This is a genomic window from Streptomyces sp. NPDC058671, assembly GCF_042716475.1.
Lineage (GTDB): Bacteria > Actinomycetota > Actinomycetes > Streptomycetales > Streptomycetaceae > Streptomyces.
In genome coordinates, this window is sequence record NZ_JBHXSA010000001.1 from 318,813 (window position 1) to 337,929 (window position 19,117).

19 protein-coding genes are annotated in these 19,117 nt (G+C 71.8%); 10 read left to right on the top strand and 9 right to left on the bottom strand.

Annotated elements, in window-relative coordinates; translation table 11 throughout:
* Positions 1-65 precede the first annotated feature (65 nt).
* From ACFWV2_RS01430 to ACFWV2_RS01440, 3 genes are all read left to right on the top strand, one after another.
* Positions 66-1,388, top strand: a complete 1,323-nt coding sequence (locus ACFWV2_RS01430; protein WP_384399939.1) for a sensor histidine kinase — start codon at positions 66-68, stop codon at positions 1,386-1,388.
* Complete coding sequence (locus tag ACFWV2_RS01435; protein ID WP_384399942.1) at positions 1,385-2,047, top strand: response regulator; 663 nt, start codon at positions 1,385-1,387, stop codon at positions 2,045-2,047. The genes ACFWV2_RS01430 and ACFWV2_RS01435 overlap by 4 nt, the downstream gene beginning before the upstream one ends.
* Positions 2,048-2,127: 80 nt before the next feature.
* Positions 2,128-3,324, top strand: coding sequence for a cytochrome P450 (locus ACFWV2_RS01440; RefSeq protein ID WP_384400319.1), 1,197 nt, complete (start codon positions 2,128-2,130; stop codon positions 3,322-3,324).
* Positions 3,325-3,357: 33 nt separating this feature from the next.
* Here the strand turns inward: ACFWV2_RS01440 and ACFWV2_RS01445 are convergent, their stop codons facing one another.
* Positions 3,358-4,161 (bottom strand): diacylglycerol kinase, encoded by an 804-nt coding sequence (locus ACFWV2_RS01445; RefSeq protein ID WP_384399945.1) that lies wholly within the window; start codon positions 4,159-4,161, stop codon positions 3,358-3,360.
* A gap of 142 nt (positions 4,162-4,303) precedes the next feature.
* On the opposite strand from ACFWV2_RS01445, the gene ACFWV2_RS01450 reads away from it, so the two are divergent.
* Positions 4,304-5,587, top strand: coding sequence for an adenylosuccinate synthase (locus tag ACFWV2_RS01450; RefSeq protein ID WP_384110843.1), 1,284 nt, complete (start codon positions 4,304-4,306; stop codon positions 5,585-5,587).
* A 90-nt stretch (positions 5,588-5,677) separates the two neighbouring features.
* Here ACFWV2_RS01450 and ACFWV2_RS01455 read toward each other — a convergent pair whose 3' ends face one another.
* Positions 5,678-7,687, bottom strand: coding sequence for a serine/threonine-protein kinase (locus ACFWV2_RS01455; protein ID WP_384399948.1), 2,010 nt, complete (start codon positions 7,685-7,687; stop codon positions 5,678-5,680).
* 26 nt (positions 7,688-7,713) lie between these two features.
* Complete coding sequence (locus ACFWV2_RS01460; protein WP_384399951.1) at positions 7,714-9,252, bottom strand: substrate-binding domain-containing protein; 1,539 nt, start codon at positions 9,250-9,252, stop codon at positions 7,714-7,716.
* 203 nt (positions 9,253-9,455) lie between these two features.
* Between ACFWV2_RS01460 and ACFWV2_RS01465 the strand changes: the two genes are divergently transcribed.
* Positions 9,456-10,397, top strand: coding sequence for an NADP-dependent oxidoreductase (locus tag ACFWV2_RS01465; protein WP_384399954.1), 942 nt, complete (start codon positions 9,456-9,458; stop codon positions 10,395-10,397).
* Between the two features lie 176 nt (positions 10,398-10,573).
* Entirely contained in the window at positions 10,574-11,464 is an 891-nt protein-coding gene (locus ACFWV2_RS01470) for a glycoside hydrolase family 19 protein (RefSeq protein WP_384399957.1), read from the top strand.
* Here ACFWV2_RS01470 and ACFWV2_RS01475 read toward each other — a convergent pair whose 3' ends face one another.
* Entirely contained in the window at positions 11,465-11,701 is a 237-nt protein-coding gene (locus ACFWV2_RS01475; protein ID WP_384399960.1) for a DUF397 domain-containing protein, read from the bottom strand.
* Positions 11,698-12,534, bottom strand: a complete 837-nt coding sequence (locus tag ACFWV2_RS01480; protein WP_384399963.1) for a helix-turn-helix domain-containing protein — start codon at positions 12,532-12,534, stop codon at positions 11,698-11,700. The genes ACFWV2_RS01475 and ACFWV2_RS01480 overlap by 4 nt, the downstream gene beginning before the upstream one ends.
* Positions 12,535-12,690: 156 nt before the next feature.
* Here ACFWV2_RS01480 and ACFWV2_RS01485 point away from each other — a divergent pair, with 156 nt between their 5' ends.
* Complete coding sequence (locus ACFWV2_RS01485; protein ID WP_384399966.1) at positions 12,691-13,104, top strand: hypothetical protein; 414 nt, start codon at positions 12,691-12,693, stop codon at positions 13,102-13,104.
* On the opposite strand, the gene ACFWV2_RS01490 is transcribed toward ACFWV2_RS01485, so the two are convergent.
* From ACFWV2_RS01490 to ACFWV2_RS01500, 3 genes are all read right to left on the bottom strand, one after another.
* Complete coding sequence (locus ACFWV2_RS01490; RefSeq protein ID WP_384399969.1) at positions 13,091-13,981, bottom strand: DUF3592 domain-containing protein; 891 nt, start codon at positions 13,979-13,981, stop codon at positions 13,091-13,093. The two genes, ACFWV2_RS01485 and ACFWV2_RS01490, sit on opposite strands and share 14 nt — an antisense overlap.
* 124 nt (positions 13,982-14,105) lie before the next feature.
* The gene (locus ACFWV2_RS01495; protein ID WP_384399972.1) at positions 14,106-14,555 is read right to left on the bottom strand and encodes a MarR family winged helix-turn-helix transcriptional regulator; all 450 of its coding nucleotides are present in this window, start codon (positions 14,553-14,555) and stop codon (positions 14,106-14,108) included.
* On the bottom strand, positions 14,552-15,157 hold the full coding sequence (locus tag ACFWV2_RS01500) for a DJ-1/PfpI family protein (protein ID WP_384399975.1): 606 nt from the start codon (positions 15,155-15,157) through the stop codon (positions 14,552-14,554). The genes ACFWV2_RS01495 and ACFWV2_RS01500 overlap by 4 nt, the downstream gene beginning before the upstream one ends.
* A 144-nt stretch (positions 15,158-15,301) precedes the next feature.
* Between ACFWV2_RS01500 and ACFWV2_RS01505 the strand changes: the two genes are divergently transcribed.
* The 3 genes from ACFWV2_RS01505 (at position 15,302) to ACFWV2_RS01515 (ending at position 18,237) form a co-directional block, all read left to right on the top strand.
* On the top strand, positions 15,302-16,666 hold the full coding sequence (locus ACFWV2_RS01505) for an aspartate aminotransferase family protein (RefSeq protein ID WP_384399978.1): 1,365 nt from the start codon (positions 15,302-15,304) through the stop codon (positions 16,664-16,666).
* 70 nt (positions 16,667-16,736) lie between these two features.
* Positions 16,737-17,438 carry a GntR family transcriptional regulator gene (locus tag ACFWV2_RS01510; RefSeq protein WP_384399981.1) on the top strand — a complete coding sequence of 234 codons (702 nt, stop codon included), beginning with the start codon at positions 16,737-16,739 and terminating at the stop codon, positions 17,436-17,438.
* 148 nt (positions 17,439-17,586) lie between these two features.
* Positions 17,587-18,237: a hypothetical protein gene (locus ACFWV2_RS01515; RefSeq protein WP_384399984.1), complete on the top strand. Its 651-nt coding sequence runs from the start codon at positions 17,587-17,589 to the stop codon at positions 18,235-18,237.
* Positions 18,238-18,370: 133 nt separating this feature from the next.
* On the opposite strand, the gene ACFWV2_RS01520 is transcribed toward ACFWV2_RS01515, so the two are convergent.
* Positions 18,371-19,096 carry an SLATT domain-containing protein gene (locus tag ACFWV2_RS01520; RefSeq protein ID WP_384399987.1) on the bottom strand — a complete coding sequence of 242 codons (726 nt, stop codon included), beginning with the start codon at positions 19,094-19,096 and terminating at the stop codon, positions 18,371-18,373.
* Positions 19,097-19,117 lie beyond the last annotated feature (21 nt).

A 19,117-nucleotide genomic window follows, 5' to 3' on the forward strand; every position in this document is an offset into this window, starting at 1 on the left:
TCCTCAGGAGGGACCCGGAAGGATCCGCATCCAGCGGGACGACCGGGTCCCCCGCCGCCCGTACCGTGGTTCCCGTGACCCAGACACAGCCCACCGAGGCAAGCCGCAGCCCCGAGTTCCGCCTGGTGCAGGCGGCGCTCGGCGGGCTGCGCCAGGAACTGTTCCACGACGCCCTCGCCTACCGGCCGCTGCCGCGCATGGACGTGCACAGCGGGCCGACGCGCTTCCTGCCGAAGCGGATACGCGCGTACACGGGGCTGCTGCCGCACGCGTTCGTCGCGTTCTGCGCGGTGATCGTCTTCGCCGTCGGGTACGACCGCATCTACTACAGTTTCGGCCTGCCGGCGCTCCTGATCACCTGTGTACCGGCCGCGATCGTGCTGCTCACCCTGGTCCGCCCGGTCTTCGCCTTCTGGGTCTCGCTCGCCTCGACCCCCGTCGTGGGGGCCCTCGGCGGCTTCGGGGGCGGCTGGCCCTGGGCCGAGAACTCGTTCGCCGCGCACCTGGTCGTCCTCGCCGTGGTCGCCGCCCGCACCCGGCCGCGTACCGCCGGCTGGATGTGGCTCATGACGGCGGGCTACTGCCTCTTCGCCGAGGTCTTCCTCGGCGTGGGACGCAGCTCCGACTCCGTCCCGCTGCTCTTCGTCGCGGCCCTGGTCCTGCTCACCGTCACCGTGATCCAGGTCCGCCGCCAGGCCGACCGCGAGGTCACCGCGCAGCAGACCGTCACCGCTCAGGAGATCTCCAAGCGGACCGTCCTGGAGGAGCGCACCACCATCGCCCGCGAGCTGCACGACGTCGTCGCCCACCACATGTCGGTGGTCGCGATCCAGGCGGAGGCCGCCCCGTACCGGGTGGAGAACCCGCCGCCGGAGCTCGAACAGGCCTTCCGCACCATCCGCGAGAACGCGGTCGCCGCGCTGACCGAGCTGCGCCGCATCCTCGGAGTCGTCCGCGCGGAGGACTACGAGGCGCCCGACGCCCCGCAGCCGACCCTCGGGGACCTGGACGCCCTCGTCCGCAACGTCGCCGAGGCCGGGCTCGCCGTCGACAAGACGGTCACCGGCGCGGTGCGGGAGCTGCCGCAGGGGGTGGAGCTCTCCGCGTACCGGATCGTCCAGGAGGCCCTGTCGAACGTGCTGCGGCACGCGCCGGGCGCGGCGGCGAAGGTCGAGGTCAGCTATGTCCTCGGCGGGCTCGGGCTGCGGATCGCCAACGGCCCGGCCCGTGGGCTCGTGAAGCCCTCGCCGGGCGCCGGGCACGGCATCACCGGGATGCGGGAGCGGGTGACGATGCTGGGCGGTGAGATGACGGCCGAGGAGACCGGCGACGGCGGCTACGAGGTGGCGGCGTTCATCCCCGTCAGCCGTGAGGAGGCCGCGAAGTGATCCGCGTACTGATCGTCGACGACCAGATCATGGTCCGCGAGGGCTTCTCGGTGCTGCTCGGCGCGATGCCGGACATCGAGGTCGTCGGGGAGGCGGTCAACGGCCGGGAGGCCGTCGCGCAGGTCGCGGCGCTCCACCCGGACGTGGTCCTCATGGACATCCGCATGCCCGAGCTGAACGGCATCGACGCCACCCGGGAGATCGTCGCCGCCGACGCGGAGGCGAAGGTGCTGGTCCTGACCACCTTCGACCTGGACGAGTACGTGTACCAGGCGCTGCGCGCGGGGGCCTCCGGCTTCCTCCTCAAGGACGCCTCGGCCCGGCAGCTCGCGGAGGGCGTACGGGTCGTCGCGGCCGGTGAGGCGCTGCTCGCGCCGACCGTCACCAGGCGGCTGATCACCGAGTTCGCGAAGGCGCCGGGCAGCTCCCCGCGCCCGCCGGTGATGGCGCGGATCGGGGAGCTGACGGAGCGGGAGACGGAGGTGCTCGTCCTCATCGCCCAGGGCCTGTCGAACGCCGAGATCGCCGACCACCTCGTCGTCGCCGAATCCACGATCAAGACCCACGTGAGCCGGATCCTGGTGAAGCTGGCGCTACGGGACAGGACGCAGGCGGCGGTCTTCGCGTACGAGGCGGGCCTGGTACGGGTCGGCGGCTGACGCGGTCCGTACGAGCCGTGGTCCGGTACGAGGCCGGCGGCTGACGCGGTTCGAAACGGTAGCGTCCGGTCATGGACGCCATGGACGCCACCGAGACCGCCTTCGACCCCTGGTCCGCCGATTTCGTCGCCGATCCGTACCCCGCGTACGCCCGGCTCCGGGCCACCGGCCGCGCGCACTGGTTCGCCCCCACCCGCCAGTGGCTGATCCCGCACCACGAGGACGTGTCGGCGCTCCTGCGGGACCGGCGGCTCGGGCGTACGTACACCCATCGCTTCACGCACGAGGAGTTCGGGCAGGAGCCGCCGGCCGCCGCGCACGAGCCGTTCCACACGCTGAACGACCACGGGCTGCTCGATCTGGAGGCGGCCGACCACACGCGGATCCGGCGGCTGGTGTCGAAGGCGTTCACGCCGAGGACGGTGGAGAACCTGGCGCCGACGGTACGGCGGCTCGCCGCCGGTCTGGTCGGGGACCTGGTCGCGGCGGGCGGCGGCGACCTGCTCGCCTCGGTCGCCGAGCCGCTCCTGGTGGCGGTGATCGCCGAGATGCTCGGCGTACCGGAGGAGGACGAGGAGCGGGCGCGGCTGCGGCCCTGGTCGGCGGCGATCTGCGGGATGTTCGAGCTGAATCCGTCCGAGGAGGCGGCACGGCGGGCGGTCGGGGCCTCGATCGAGTTCTCGGACTACCTGAGGGAGCTGATCGCGCGGCGGCGCCGGGAGCCGGGGGACGATCTGATCTCGTCCCTGATCGCGGTGGAGGAGCTGACCGAACAGGAGATGATCTCCACCTGTGTGCTGCTCCTGAACGCGGGCCACGAGGCCACGGTGAACACGACGGTCAACGGCTGGTGGACGCTCCTGAAGGAGGGCGTCCGGCCGGATCCGGAGAAGTTGTCCACAGCTGTGGAAGAACTTCTGCGCTACGACACCCCGCTCCAGATGTTCGAACGCTGGGTCCTCGACGACATCGAGCTCGGCGGCGTGACCATTCCGCGCGGCTCCGAGGTGGCCCTCCTCTTCGGCTCCGCCAACCGCGACCCGGCCCGCTTCGGCCCCACCGCCGACACCCTGGACCTCACCCGCACGGACAACCCCCACGTCACCTTCGGCGCCGGCATCCACTACTGCCTGGGCGCCCCTCTGGCCCGCCTCGAACTGACCGCCGTCTTCACCGAGCTGCTGACCCGGGCCCCACGCCTGACCCTCGCGGCCGAACCGGTCCGGAAACCGGGCTACGTCATCCGGGGCTTCGAGGAACTGCTGGTGGAGGTGTGAGGGCTCGCCTCCCGGACGACAAGGGCCCGTCGATCACGCGAGGGGGCCCCGCGGCAGGACGAGTCCCCACGCCCCCGCCCTGGCCGTCCACGTGCGGCGGCGGACCGGGCCCGTGAGGCGGTTGTCCGCGCGGTAGCGGAAGTCGGGGCCCGAGACGGTGAGGACGGCGGCGGTGGTGTGCCGGGGCGGGGCGGACCAGGGGTGGACGGTCACCTCGGCCGTACCGGCGACGGAGCGGACCGTCAGGCTCTCCAGCGGGGTGTCGATGTCGGTGAGCAGTACCCCGTCGGCCTCCACCCGGAGCCGGTGGGTGCGGGTGGCGACGGGCGCCGGGGCCGGGCGGACCAGGGTGCGGACCAGGGAGCGGCAGGTGCCCCAGACGGACGGGGCCGAGGAGAGGGCGGGGGCGGCCGGGACCAGGAGGTCACCGAGGACGATTCCGTCGCTGTCGTCGACGAGGAGGTCCAGGCGTCGCACCGCCCCGGCGAGGACCGTCCGGGCCGCCGCCGGGGTGGAGCGCGGCACGCCGAGGGCGTGGGCGACTTCCAGGGCGCCTGGAGGGCCTATGGGGACGTGCGAGAGGACGGCCCCCGCGAGCTCCCGGTCCCGGTGCAGCAGCGCCACCGTACGCAGCAGCGCGCGGTCGTCCCCGAGCACCACGAGGCGCCGGGAGCCCCGTCGGGCCAGGGCCCGGGAGAATTCCTCCGGGGTGTCCGGCAGGCAGATCTTCGCCTCCGCTCCCGCGGACAGCACATCCTTCGCGATCCGTACGGACTCGCCGTCACTTCGGCGGGCGACCGGGTCGACGATGACCAGCAGCTGGTCGTGATCCGACACCTCGGTCCTTCCTCGGGTAGCATCTTTGTGCAAGAGCCCCTTGCGCTATTGCGCCAGGGGCTTCGTCTATTCCGGGGCACACCGGTGAGGCGGCGTATGCCCCTGACCTTGGACATGCCCCACCCGGAAGGGGTGTACGCCTGTGCCCGCACTTGTGCTGCTCGGTGCTCAGTGGGGTGACGAGGGCAAGGGAAAGGCCACCGATCTCCTCGGTGGATCCGTTGACTATGTAGTGCGTTACCAGGGCGGCAACAACGCCGGCCACACCGTCGTCGTCGGCGACCAGAAGTACGCGCTGCATCTTCTCCCTTCCGGAATCCTCTCGCCGGGGTGTACCCCGGTGATCGGAAACGGTGTCGTCGTCGACCCGGCGGTCCTGCTCTCCGAGCTGAGCGGGCTGAACGAGCGAGGCGTCGACACGTCGAAGCTCCTGATCAGCGGCAATGCTCACCTGATCACCCCGTACAACGTCACTCTCGACAAGGTGACGGAACGGTTCCTCGGCAAGCGCAAGATCGGCACGACGGGACGCGGCATCGGCCCGACGTACGCCGACAAGATCAACCGCGTCGGCATCCGGGTCCAGGACCTGTACGACGAGTCGATCCTCAACCAGAAGGTGGAGGCGGCGCTGGAGGGCAAGAACCAGCTGCTCGCCAAGCTGTACAACCGGCGTGCCATCGACGCCGCGCAGATCGTCGAGGAGATGCTCCAGTACGCGGAGCAGATCAAGCCGTTCGTCGCGGACACCACCCTCATCCTCAACAACGCGCTGGACGAGGACAAGGTCGTCCTCTTCGAGGGCGGCCAGGGCACGCTCCTGGACGTCGACCACGGCACGTACCCCTTCGTCACCTCGTCGAACCCGACCGCGGGCGGCGCCTGCACCGGTGCCGGCGTGGGCCCCACGAAGATCAGCCGGGTCATCGGCATCCTCAAGGCGTACACGACCCGTGTCGGCGCCGGCCCGTTCCCGACGGAGCTGTTCGACGCGGACGGCGAGGCGCTGCGCCGCATCGGCGGCGAGCGGGGTGTCACCACCGGCCGTGACCGTCGCTGTGGCTGGTTCGACGCGGTCATCGCGCGGTACGCGACCCGGGTCAACGGCCTGACGGACTTCTTCCTCACGAAGCTCGACGTGCTGACGGGCTGGGAGCAGATCCCGGTCTGCGTCGCGTACGAGATCGACGGCAAGCGCGTCGAGGAGCTGCCGTACTCGCAGACCGACTTCCACCACGCGAAGCCGATCTACGAGATGCTGCCGGGCTGGTCCGAGGACATCAGCAAGGCGAAGACCTTCGCGGACCTGCCGAAGAACGCGCAGGCGTACGTGAAGGCGCTGGAGGAGATGTCGGGCGCCCCGATCTCCGCGATCGGCGTCGGCCCCGGCCGCACCGAGACGATCGAGATCAACTCGTTCCTGTAGGACCTGTCGCCCGCGGCGGACCCGCATGACGACGCACGACGACGCACGCCGTCCGCGCCTCCTTCCCGGGGCGCGGGCGGCGTGCGTCGTTCAGGAGCGGTGGTACTCGTTCGGTTCGCCGTCGAGCATCGGGTAGATCAGGAGCCGGTCCCTGCCCTTCAGTCTGTCGACGACCAGGTAGCCGGAGAGGCCTTCCTGGCATTCGTGGTCCCAGGCGTCGGTGTCCCGGGTGGCCGGGCCGACGACCAGCATGGCGCCGGCTCCCGCGAGGACGGCCGTGGTGCCGCAGGACCAGTCCTCGGAGGTGGGTACGCCGTCGACGACGCGTGGGTAGCCGTTGACGACGCCGACGACGGGGGCGCCGACCGGGCCCTGGGTGATCGTCACCTCGGAGGTGTAGCGGTCGTCGTTCTCGCCGTAGATCTCCGGGGCGGGGATGCGGGACCAGCGGCCGAGGAAGCGGGCGGGCACCACCTCGGTGCCGGTGGGTGCCTTGCGGAAGGTGGCCTTCGCTGCTCCCGACGTCCACTCCAGGACGTCGGGGGAGCGCAGGGTGAGCGTCTGGTGCGCGGCGGGCGTGCAGCGCTGCGGGGGCACGCTGGTCGTCACGTCGGACTCGCCGAGGACGACCTTGTCCTCGTCGGCCGAGACGAGCCGGGAGCGGCCCATGCACAACCGGTTCTCCGTGACCTGGACGTAGACGGCGTTCTTGGTGCCGGCCGCGCCCTGGGAGATCTCGATCCGGCTGGTCTCCCTCGGATGGTCGGGGGAGCCCTGGAGGACGCCCTCCCAGGCGCCGAGGAACGCGGCGGGGACGATCCCGGCGGGCCGGGCGGAGCCGCCGACCGTCCCGCCGGCCCCCCGGTTCTTCTGCCCGTCGCCACCGGCGCCCGGGTCGGGCCACAGGGTGTACGTGGCGGTGGCGGCGGCCGCGACCGCGAGGGCCGCGAGTGCGGCGACCAGGGCGGTACGGCGTCCCCGTCGTACGGGCGCGGGCTGCTGAGCCGTGGAGGCGGTGGACGGCAGGGGCGTGGGCGGGGCCGGGTCCCCGGCGGCGGCTACGGCACCCCCCGGCCGGGACCCCGCGCCCGCTCCGGACCCCGTGCCCGGCCCGGCCCCCGTCCTGTTCGTGGCCCCAGCCCCAGCCCCGGTCCCGGCCCCCGCCCCGCCACCCGCCCTCGCGCCCGTCGCCGTCCCCGTCTCCGCCTCCGTCTCCGCCTCCAGCAGTCGCGCCGCGTGCCGTCCGAGCCGGGTCAGGATGTCCGCCGGGAGCCAGGGGTCCGGTACCGGCAGCGTCTCCGCGATCTCGGCGGCGGAGGGGCGGCCCGTCACGTCCTTGGCGAGGCAGGCGCGGATGAGCCCGGACAGTTCGGGTGCGAGATCCGTCAGGTCGGGCTCGTCGTGGGCGATGCGGAACATGGTGGCGTGGACGCCGCTGTCCGCCGTGCCGAAGGGGGAGCGGCCGGTCGCCGCGTAGGCGAGGACCGAGCCGAGGCAGAAGATGTCCGACGCGGGGGTGAGGTGCTCGCCCCGCACCTGCTCCGGCGACATGAAGCCGGGTGAGCCGACGACCGCCCCGGTGGTGGTGAGGTCGCCGCCCTCGGCGACCGTGTCGACGGCGCGGGCGATGCCGAAGTCGATGATCCGGGGCCCGTCGACGGTGAGCAGCACGTTGGACGGCTTCAGGTCGCGGTGGACGAGCCCGGCGGTGTGGATGTGGACGAGGGCGCGGGCGAGTCCGGCGGCCAGGGCCTTCACGGTCGCGGACGGCAGCGGCCCGAACTCGTCACCGACGACGGCCCGCAGCGACGGCCCCGCCACGTACCCGATCGCCACCCACGGCGACTTCGCGGCGGTGTCCGAGCCGAGTACGGGCGCCGTGCCCGTCCCGCCGACGCGCTCCAGGGCGGCGACCTCGCGGGCGAACCGGCGCCGGAACTCGTCCTGGGCGGCCAGCTCGGAGTGCACCACCTTCACCGCGACGGTCCGTCCCCCGGCCGAGCGGGCCAGGAACACCCGGCCCATCCCGCCGACGCCGAGGCGGCCGAGCAGACGGAACGGGCCGATGCTGACCGGGTCTTCCGCGTTCAATGGGTCCACGTCGAAAGAGGATGCCAGACCCGGCGTCAGCCGTCGCCGCAGATCCGCAGCCCCTTGGGGGTGGCGCAGGGCAGGTGGCCGTGGGTGCGGATGACGTCCTGGCCGCTGCCCCGGCTCAGGTAGGTGAGGAAGCTTGAGGTCAGCGAGTCGGCCGGGGGGTCGCCCCAGGTGTAGGCGTACTCGATCTCCCGGTAGGGGTAGCTGGACTCGCCGATCTCGTCGAGGACGGCTCTGCGTCCGTCGACGGCCACCCGGTGCAGGCCCTTCAGGCCGCTGCCGGAGCGGAGTTCGGTGTAGCCGATGGCGCCGGGGAGCCGGGCGACGGTGGACAGGACCTGTTCGGTGGAGTCGAGTTCGCAGCGGATGACCTCGGCCTCGGGGTCGTCGAGGTTCTCGCAGTCGCGGGAGGAGTTGGCCGGTTCGTTGCGGCCGAGGACTCGGCGCTGGAAGACCTCGCGCGTACCGGAGTTGGCGTCGCGGCTGACGAGCAGGACCGGCTGGTCCACGCTGGGCACCAGGGCGTTCCAGTTGGTGATGTCGCCCCGGTAGAGGCGGCGGATCTGGTCGAGGGTGAGGTCGTCGGCGGGGATGCCGTCGTTGAGGACGAGGGTGAAGAGGGAGACGGCGACCATGCTCTCCCGCAGCTGCGGGTAGCCGCCGGGCCTGCGTCCGTCGGAGAGCGCGATGACGGCGGGGGAGCCCTTGGGGGTCTTCGCCCCGGCGGCGGCGAGTTCCCGGATCCCGGAGGTCGAGCCGTGCGCGTCGACGACCACCGTCGAGCCTTCGCAGTCCTTCTCGTACGCCTCCGCGACCTTGCGTAGGACGGGGGCGAAGGCCGTCGAACCGGTGACGGTGAGGCTCCCCTCGGCGCAGCCGATCGGCGGCGGGGTCTGCTCCCGGACGATGATCGAGGCCAGGACCATCACGCAGGCGGTGAGGATGATGGTGACGTTGCGGGCCGTGGGGCTGAACCGGGCGGCCTTCTCGTCGGGGGTGGTGCTCCTGTTGCGCCAGATCGAGCCGCCCTGGAGGGTTCCCTCGATCTTGATGTCCTTGTCGGCGACCCGGCCGGAGAGCTGCACGAGCAGCTTGAAGTACTGGCCGCGCTCCAGGGCCACCTTGGGGACGAGGACCGCGCTGCCGTCGCGGCCGAGCCGGGGGGTGCGCTCCAGGTCGTCCCGTACGGAGACCCAACCGGCCGGGACGGTGGCGACGACCCCTTCGACGTTCCGCTCGCCGAAGGTGATCCGCAGCCCGTGGGGGTGGGCGGCGGCGCCGTAGTCCTCGGAGCTGATGTCGAGGTCCCGGTCGTTCTCGATGCGGAGGAGGACGAGCGTGGACTCGTTGGCGGGCGGGGCCATCCCGACCACCTGGCCCTCCCGCACCGTCATGACCTCGCTGTCCCGGTTCTCCTCCCGGTGGAGCGGGGTGTTGAGCTGGACGCGGTAGCCGAGCCGCTTGCGCTGCGGCGAGATCCGGTCGATCCAGACGACCGCGACCGAGACCAGGACACCGAGGAGCGCCGTCCCCAGGGCGATGACGTTCTCGGCGGTTATCCACTCCATGGCCGGGACGGTACGGACGTCTGTACGAACGCGGGGGCGGCGTAGCGGGTGGCCACCTGGACTTCTCCGTTCGTTCAGGTGGACGGGCCGTTCGGGTGGGCCGGGTCGTTCGGGTGGACGGGCCGGGGTTGCCGGGGGTGGGGGGCGTGGGTGTAATGGCGACCAGGGGGCATTCCGTCCGACGTCCGTCCGAGGAGACCCCCATGCGTGTCGTCGAAGTGACCGCCTACGGCGGACCCGAGGTCCTCCAGATGGCCCGCCGGCCCGAGCCGGAGGCCGGGGACGTCCCGGGGCGGGTACGGGTGCGCCTGAAGGTGGCCGGAGTCAACCAGGCGGATCTGCGGATCCGCGCCGGGCTGTACGCCGACGCGGTCGGTGACCTCAAGCCGCCGTTCGTCCTCGGGACGGACTTCGCGGGCACGCTGCTCGACCCCGTCCCCGGGATGGCGCCGGGGACCCGCGTGGCCGGATTCATCCCCTGGTACGACGAGCTGACGGGCGAGGGCACGTACGCGGAGGTCGTACGGGCCGCCCCGGAGTGGCTGGCCCCGATCCCGGACGACGTGGAGTTCACCGTGGCCGCTTCCGTGCCGCTGGCCTCCGCGACCGCGCTGGAGGGCCTCGACCGGCTCAGGCTCCAGCCGGGCGCGACGCTGGTCGTGACCGGCGCGAGCGGGGTGGTGGGCCGACTGGCGGTGCAGTTCGCCTCGGCGGCCGGGCTGCGGGTGGTGGCCGTCGCCCACGAGGGCGACGAGCACGAGCTGAGGGTCCTCGGCGCGGAGCACGTCGTCACGCGGGGTCCGGCGGAGGACGTGGTCGCGCGGGTGATCGAGGGCGATCCGTACCGGGTGGACGCGGTCTTCGACGGGGCCCTCGTGGGCGAAGGGCTCCTGCCGGTCCTGAAGGACGGCGGCGTCTTCCTCGCGCTCGCCCCCGACCGCGTCCCGGCGGGGGAGCGGAACATCCGCGTGGAGACCGTCCGGGCCAGGCCGGACGCGGCCCGTCTGAAGGCGACCCTGGAGAAGGTGGAGGCCCGGGAGCTGATCACCCGGGTGGCCGACGTCATGCCCCTCGAATCGGTCGCGGAGGCGCACCGCAGGGCGGAGGCGGGACATAGGCCGGGCCGGATCGTGCTGCTGATCTGAGCCGGCCTCCCCCGGTCTGAGTTCGACGCCGGGCGAAACGAGCCGCGCGTGGTCGCAGGTGGACCCGCGCGGCTTTCCCGTGCCCGGGACGAGTTTTGGTCTAGACCTTGACAGGTTCAGACCAATCGCGCTTCGCTGTGGCTTCCCCACCCGGCCCCACCCGGAAGGAAGCACGCATGCTGCGCAAACTGGTCACCCTGTTGGCCGCGCTCTGTACGGCCGTCGGACTCGCCGTACTCCTCCCCGCCGCCTCCGCGGGCGCCGCCCCCGCCTGCGTGGGCGCCTGGAACTCCGGCAGCGTCTACACCGGCGGCATGACCGCCTCGTACAACGGCCACAACTGGTACGCGAAGTGGTGGACGCAGAACGAGCGCCCCGGCGGCTCCGACGTCTGGCGCGACGAGGGCGTCTGCGGCACGGGCGGCGGCGGGGGCATCCCGGACCCCTCCGGGTTCGTCGTCTCCGAGGCCCAGTTCAACCAGATGTTCCCGAACAGGAACCCGTTCTACACGTACGCGGGCCTCACCGCCGCCCTCAAGTCCTACCCCGGCTTCGCCACCACCGGCGGCGAGACGGTCAAGCGCCAGGAGGCCGCCGCCTTCCTCGCGAACGTCTCCCACGAGACCGGTGGCCTCGTCCACATCGTCGAGCAGAACACCGCCAACTACCCGCACTACTGCGACCGCAACCAGCCCTACGGCTGCCCCGCGGGACAGGCCGCGTACTACGGCCGCGGCCCCATCCAGCTCTCCTGGAACTTCAACTACAAGGCCGCCGGTGACGCCCTCGGCATCGACCTGCTCAACAACCCCTGGCGGGTCGAGCGCGAGCCGGCCGTCGCCATGATGACGGGCCTCTGGTACTGGAACACCCAGAACGGCCCCGGCACGATGACCGCCCACAACGCCATGGTCAACGGCGCCGGCTTCGGCCAGACCATCCGCTCCATCAACGGCTCGCTGGAGTGCGACGGCAAGAACCCGGCCCAGGTCCAGAGCCGGGTCACCAAGTACCAGCAGTTCACCCAGATCCTGGGCGTCCCCACCGGGGCGAACCTGTACTGCTGATCAGTCCTGCCAGGCGAGGAACGCGGTCCAGGCGGCGGGCTCCACGGCGAACGTGGGCCCGTCGCCGACCTTCGAGTCACGGAGGTGGACGGCGTGGACGCAGGTGGCGACCTCGACGCAGTCGCCGCCGCTGTCCCTGCTGTAGGACGACTTGTGCCAGTCGAAGGCGACCTCCACGCAGTTACCCCCGCCACCGTCGCTGTAGCTGGACTTGAACCAGTGCAGGGTGTTGCTCATCTCTGTACTCCCGCCAACTCCTCGATGAGACCCAGCGACCTGCGCGGATCCAGGGCCTGTGCTCGGATCTTCGCATGCCGCTGCCGGTGCGTACTGACCTTCGCCCGGTCGGTGATCAGCAGGCTCTCCCCCTGGATCTCCAGGTAGGTCACGTGGTCGTGGGCCGGAGTCTCCACGATGTTCAGATCTCCTCGATCGCCCGCGTATTCCCCGCCCAGTCCCGCGTCCAAGGGCAGCACTTGAAGGTTCACGTTCTTCCGTCGCGCGCACTCCGCGAGGTACAGCAGCTGCTCGCGCATGACCTCTGTGTCTCCAATTTGACGCCTCAGCACCGACTCGTCCAGCACCAGCTCGATTTCACATACGGGCTTGCGATCGAACAGCGCCTTACGCGCCATCCGGGCAACGACGAGCTCCTCGGCTCGTTCCGCTGTGGGCTCCGGATAACTACCCGAGATCAGCGCCCGCGCGTACGCCTCCGTCTGGAACAGCCCGTGGACGACGTGGTTCGCGTACAGCCACAGGGCCACCGCCTTCTGCTCGATCGGGGCGTACCCGCGGAACTGCTCGGGCAGCTTCTCCAGGCGTACGAGCTCCCGCATCTCCTCGAAGACGCCCGTCCCGCCGCCGAGGACACGTTCGAGCTGCACGAGCATGTCGTCGCTCACCGGGTGGATCAGCCGTTCCATCGCGCTGATCGCCGCGCCGGTGAAGCCCATCTGTGCCCCGAGCTGGTCCTGCGTCAGGCCTCTCTTGATACGCATTCGCTTCGCCACGGCCGCCGCCATCCGCGCCGCCGGACCCACCGATTCCTTGTTCTCCGCTCGCGCCATCCGCGATCCCCATTCGAACTCAACCGATCTCAACCGGTCTCAACCGCTCCCCGCCGAATTCGACTGCCTGAAAGGCCGTTGACGCAGGTCAAGGGGTTGTCGACGCGCCCTCGGCAGTCGTGGAAAACGCTAGCGTCGGCGCGGGAACATGTCCTCGTGAATGATGAGAATCGGGAAGTAATCGTGGACTGGATTCCAGTTTCCGGATTCCAACTCCGCAAGGCCGGGGTGCAATTCGACGCGGTCCGCGTCGACGGCGACGAGGGGCGTCGGCTCGCGGACTGGATGGAGGCGCTCACCGGGGGCGATCCCGGGCCCGTCGTCGTCGAGGCGAACGGGCGGCGCGGGGTCTACTTCCTCGTGCCGCCGGGGTCGACGGCGCGCAGACCGTGGCCGCGCGGGGTGACCCGGTTCAACGCCGGTCCCGCCCACGTCAGCTTCGTGCCGGTGCCCGCCCTGACGGGCAGGACCTGGCCGCTCGCCTGGCGCTTCCCGCCGACGGGCCCCGACAGGTTCGTCCATCCGCTGTTGCTGCGGAGCGCGGTGTCCGAACTGTTCAGCGCCTCCTGAGCGCCACCCAGGTCTGGGCCAGGAACGGGGTCAGGGAGGCAAGGACGGCGGGCAGTCGGTCGAAGCCCGCCACATCGAACTCCAGGGCCTTCGGCAGGAGCAGGATCAGGCCGGTCAGCAGGATGGCGAGCGCGGGGAGATGGACCACGGGGCGGAACCTGCGCAGCCGGTGCAGGGCCTCCACCTCCATCTGCCACCGCATGGCGATGGCGACGGCCAGGAGGAACGGGCACACCAGGACGAGCACGAGGATGCTCCGCCGCCTGTGCCGGTCGCGGTCGCCGTCCTCGGTCACGCCGGTGCCGGGGTCGCGGGGCGCGAAGTAGACGTCCACCTTCTGGCCGGGCGAAGGGGCCCTGTGGCGGGTGTACATGCCAGGGACGGTGACCTCGCGCGGACCGTCCGCGTACGGGATCCTCAGGGTGAGGTCGGTCAGGTAGTACGGGGCCCGGTCCTCGTCGCCCGGGTGGAACGCGGGCCTGCCCGCGAGGCGGACGACGCTCACCTGGAACCGGTCGTATCCGGCGCGCTCAAGGCGCTCGGTCTCGCGGCCGTAGGGGCCGCTGACGGTGAATGCCGTCATGAACGCGGCCAGGGCGGCGAGGGGGACGCCGAAGGCGAAGAGGTAGGGCAGGACGGGGTTCGGTCGGCGGGTCTCGCGGTACGGCTTGCCGAGCGGGTCTCGGGTGGTGGACCGGTACGAGGTGACGACCCAGGCCGCGGCGAAGAGCACGGTGAGGCCGGCGAGGGCCAGTTCGGGCAGGAACGGCGGGTACGGCGAGACGCCCCGGAGGGAGGCGGTCACGGCGGCCGCCCCGCTGAGGACCATGCCCCAGCCGGTGAGGGTGGTGGCCTTGTTCCGGCCTGGCGTGGTCATGACGCGCAGCATAGGCCGGACCAAGCGCCCGCCGGCTTCAGCCAGTTCGTCGCATCCAGGCCATGGATCGACCTCTTCCCGTTCCCGACCTCGGTCGCACGGGTGACGGCGAAACGGTCACGCCCTACCCCTCGGTGACCGCCTCCAGGGCCGCCGAGAGCCGGTCCAGGACCCGTACCGTCTCGTCGAAGGCGTCCTGGCCGCCCAGCTCCCGCAGGAGCCGGGCGGCCAGCTCCGCGTGGCCGGGGTCGACGCGGCGGATCGCCGCCCGGCCCGCCTCGGTGGGGGCGAGGAGCTTGGCGCGCCGGTGGGCCGGGTTCGGCTCGTACGCGGCCAGGCCCTCCCGTACGAGCAGGTCCGCGATCCGCTGGACGCTCTGGCGGGTGATGCCCATGACCCGGGCGATCCCGGCGACCGGGAGGGGCTCGGGGAGGACGGCGCCGAGGACCTGCCACCAGGCGGCGGTCAGGCCGGCCGGTCCGGCCAGCTTCTCGGACACGGCGAGGAACTGGCCGTTGAGGCGGAAGACGCCGAGGGCCGTGCGGGAGAGGGCGTCCTGCTGCTCGCGGCTCACGCGTTCAGCTCTTCGAAGGCAGTCGGGTCCGAGTCGTGGAAGAGGCGGTACCAGGCGTCCCGCTTGCCCTCGTACGCGCCGAGCCGGGCGAAGATCTCGCGGGCGAAGGCGACCGGCTCCGTCGGGCCTGCGGTGATCAGGTCCCCGTCCCGCACCGCGTCCGCTTCGACGTAGTGGTCACCGCCCTTGTAGCCGGTGGCGGCCAGGTAGAACGAGACCGCGCTCGTGTGCGGCCGCTCGTCGAGGAGGCCTTCCTTGGCGAGTCCCGCGGTCGCTCCGCAGATCGCGGCGACCGGGACCCCGGCGCCGAGGAAGGCGCGGGCCTTCGCGGTGAAGGGGGCGAGGTCGTCACCCTCGTCGTACTTCTCGGCGCCCGGCAGGATCAGCAGGGCGCTGTCCTCGGGGCGGAGGTCGGCGAGCGCGAGGTCGGGGACGATCCGGACGCCGGCGAGGGTCGTGACGGGCTCTCCGGCGACCGGACCGACGGTCCTGACCGTGAATCCGGCGCGGGCGAGCCACGCCGTGGCGTGGCCGGTCTCCCAGTCGGCGAGGGTGTCGTAGACGGCGAGGTGGACGGTCGTGGTGTCGCTCCCGGTTCCCATGACAGGAGACTGTCATTACGACAGCATGTTGTCAAGAGGGGGGTCGTGTCCGGGAGCGGCGGAGCAACGTGTCGCGTCCGCCCCGGTCTCGATGGACAAGATGGCCATGGCCCGGCCCACCTGCGGTTCCCTACCCTCGGCCGCATGACCCCTCATGTCGTCGAACCCGATCCCCAGGCCGGTGCCGCCGTCAAGGCAGCCGACCGCGCGCACGTGTTCCACTCCTGGTCCGCCCAGGGCCTGATCGACCCGCTCGCCGTCGCCGGCGCCGAGGGTTCGTACTTCTGGGACTACGACGGAAACCGCTACCTCGACTTCTCCAGCGGCCTCGTCTACACCAACATCGGCTACCAGCACCCGCGCGTGGTGGCGGCCGTCCAGGAGCAGGCCGGGAAGCTCGTCACCTTCGCGCCCTCCTTCGCCGTCGACGTCCGCTCCGAGGCCGCACGCCTCATCGCCGGGCGCACCCCGGGCGACCTGGACAAGATCTTCTTCACCAACGGCGGCGCCGAGGCCGTCGAGAACGCCGTCCGCATGGCCCGGCTGCACACCGGCCGTACGAAGGTGCTCTCCGCCTACCGTTCGTACCACGGCGCCACCAACACCGCGATCAACCTCACCGGTGACCCGCGCCGCTGGCCCTCCGACACCGCCTCCGCCGGCGTCGTCCACTTCTGGGCGCCCTTCCTCTACCGCTCGCCCTTCTACGCCACCACCGAGGCGGAGGAGAGCGCACGGGCCCTCCAGCACCTGGAGGACACGATCGCCTTCGAGGGTCCGGCGACGGTCGCCGCGATCATCCTGGAGACCGTGCCCGGCACCGCCGGCATCATGACCCCGCCCCCCGGCTACCTCGCCGGCGTCCGCGAGATCTGCGACCGGTACGGCATCGTCTTCATCCTCGACGAGGTCATGGCGGGCTTCGGCCGCACCGGAAAGTGGTTCGCCGCCGAGCACTTCGACGTGGTGCCCGACCTGCTGACCTTCGCCAAGGGCGTGAACTCCGGTTACGTGCCCCTCGGCGGCGTCGCCATCAACGGCGAGATCGCCGCCACCTTCGACAAGCGGGCCTACCCGGGCGGACTGACCTACTCCGGCCACCCGCTCGCCTGCGCCGCCGCCGTCGCCACCCTCCAGGTGATGGAGGACGAGAAGGTCGTCGAGCACGCCGCCCACATCGGCGAGAACGTCCTCGGCCCCGGCCTGCGCGAGCTCGCCGAGCGCCACCCGTCCGTCGGCGATGTCCGCGGCCTGGGCGTCTTCTGGGCGCTCGACCTGGTCAGGAACCGCGAGACGCGCGAACCGCTCGTCCCGTACAACGCGGCCGGCGAGGCCAACGCGCCGATGGCCGCCTTCGCCGCGGCCGCGAAGAAGAACGGTCTGTGGCCTCTCGTCGCCATGAACCGCACCCACGCCGTCCCGCCCTGCAACGTCTCCGAGGCCGAGGCCAAGGAAGGCCTCGCGGCCCTCGACGCCGCCCTCTCGGTGGCCGACGAGCACACCGCGTAACCGCCGTACCGGAGAGGTTCCCTCCGTCTGGACTAGGGTGTCCGCAGCCGGACGGAGGGGACCGACCAACATGCCCGCGAGCGGAGCTGTCACCCGCAACACCTTGCGACAGCAGATCGCGGACGCGCTGCGTGACGAGGTACTCGCGGGCCGTCTCGAACCCGGCGAGGAATTCACCGTCAAGCAGATCGCCGAGCAGTACGGGGTGTCCGCGACACCCGTACGGGAAGCCCTCGTCGACCTCTGCGCGCAAGGCCTCCTCGACTCCGACCAGCACCGCGGCTTCCGCGTCCACGAGTACTCCGTCGACGACTACCGGGGCATGGTCGAGGCCCGGATGCTCGTCGTCGACGGCATCTTCCGCCGCCACGCGCCCCCGCCCCCCGCCACGGCCACGGAACCCGACCTCGGGACCGGGGTCGCTCTCGTCTCCGTACGGCGCCGCGGCGAGGCGGCCGCCCGCGCGGCCCGTGCCGGGGACCTCGACATCCTCATCGGGTACGACATCCGCTACTGGCGCGAACTCGGGCGCCTGGTCTCCGCCAACGACTACATCGCCGACTTCCTGCACCGCCTCCGCGTCCAGGCCTGGGTCTTCTCCGTGCCCTACCTGCGCTCCGAACCGGACATGCTCGGCTGGCTGTGGAGCGGGCACGTGGACCTGGTCGACGCCATCACGCGCGGCGACGCCGAGTCCGCCGTCTCGGTGGTCCGGCAGTACAACACGCAGTCGATGGAGTGGGCGGACCGGCTGGAGCGGCGGGGAGGTTGAGGGCAGGCCTCCGGGGGCAGGTCCAGAGCGGGTGGACGGTGCCTGTGGGGCGCCGACTAACCTGGCGGTCCCCGCACAACGCCCTGCGACTGTCCCCCCACGTGTCTCCCGCACACGTCCCCCGCAACTGACGGAGAGCGAGCCTCCCTTGGCCTGTGACCTGTGGCTGGTCCCCCTCGTCGACGTGCTGTGCCACAGCCCCGACAACCCCTTCGCCGAAGAGATCGCCTCGTACGACGCCGTGCTCAGCGCGTCCGGTCTGCCGACCGTGCCGGTCTACGCGTACATGCCGGGACTCTCCGGCGACGTCGCCCCGGTGGCCGGCTTCGACTACGAGGCCCTGCACTTCCTGCGGCGCGCCTACCTCCTCCAGAGGTGCGGACTGCCGGTCGAGCCGGTCGGCGAGCTCGGCGGCGACTACGAACAGCTCCTGGAGATGTTCGAGTCGACCGCCCAGCAGTCGCACCTGGTCTGGCACTACGACCACGCGGGCGCGTACGTGCCGGTCGACTTCCCGGTGCCGCTCGCCAGCGACGAGCTCCTGGAGGGCGGCGGACCGCTCGGCTCCTCGTACGGGCTGCTGCGGGAACTCCACTACGTGGCGCCCTCGATCGGCATCGACCCGGCGAACCCGCCGGCGGCCCCGCTGCCGCCGGATCGCCCGACCGCCCTGGAGGAACCGGCCGTACCGGTCCCGCTGGACGGTGGCCCCTTCGCACGGGAGCGCCATGTGTGGCTGGGACTGCACGCGGCGGCGACCCGGAGTCTGGCGCAGGGGTCGATGATCATCCTGAGCTGAGCTGAGCTTGCCTGGGCTGAGCTTGCCTGGGCTGAGCTTGCCTGGGCTGAGCCGACCTGAGCTGAGCCGAGCGCGCGCCGAGGCCGAGCCCCCGGACCGGCCCCAGCGGGGCCGCCGGGGGCGCCGGCGGGTCTCAGCGGGCCTCCGGGGGCCGCTGCCGCGGCATGTTCGGGCGGGTGCCGGGCGGCAGCGGGAAACGGGCGCCCGAGGGGTGGGGGACCTCCGTCCGGGTGGGCACCACGCCGACCGACTGGAGCGCCAGCGGCGCCGGACCCGAGCGGAACTCGACCATCCAGTCCGCCGTCTCCGCCCGTACGAGCTCCGTCACGTCCTCCGAGAAGCGGCGCAGCACACCCAGACACCGCTCGGCCGCCTCGCTGGCGGTGCCCTCCGTGGGCCCGAGCACCTCGCGGACGCTCTCCGAGGCCCAGTCGAACTGCAGCGCCTGCAGTCGCCGCTGCACGGCCTGGGCGGTCGCCACGTCCCGCATCCAGCCGGACGTCAGACCGAAGTACCGGTCGCAGGCCAGACAGGCCGCACCCAGCAGCAGCGAGAGGTAGCCCAGGCCCGCGGCGCCCTCGGCGACCCCGGTCAGGTCGAGCAGGGGCAGCGCGGCGCCCGCGATCACCCCGGTGGTCGTGCCGACGCGCAGGATCCTGGCGCAGAGGCGCTTGCGGACCCGGTCGGAGAGGTACCACTCGACGGTGCGCAGGGCGTTGGCCTCCACCCACCGGTACAGCTCGTCGAGCCGCTCCGCCGGCTCGCCCCAGTCGCCCAGGGGGAACGGCGTACCGGTCAGATCGCGGTGGACGTCTCCCCCGGGGGGCCCCGGTGGTGGCGTCTCCGGCTGCTGGCTCACCGGGGGACTCCTCTGTTCAGC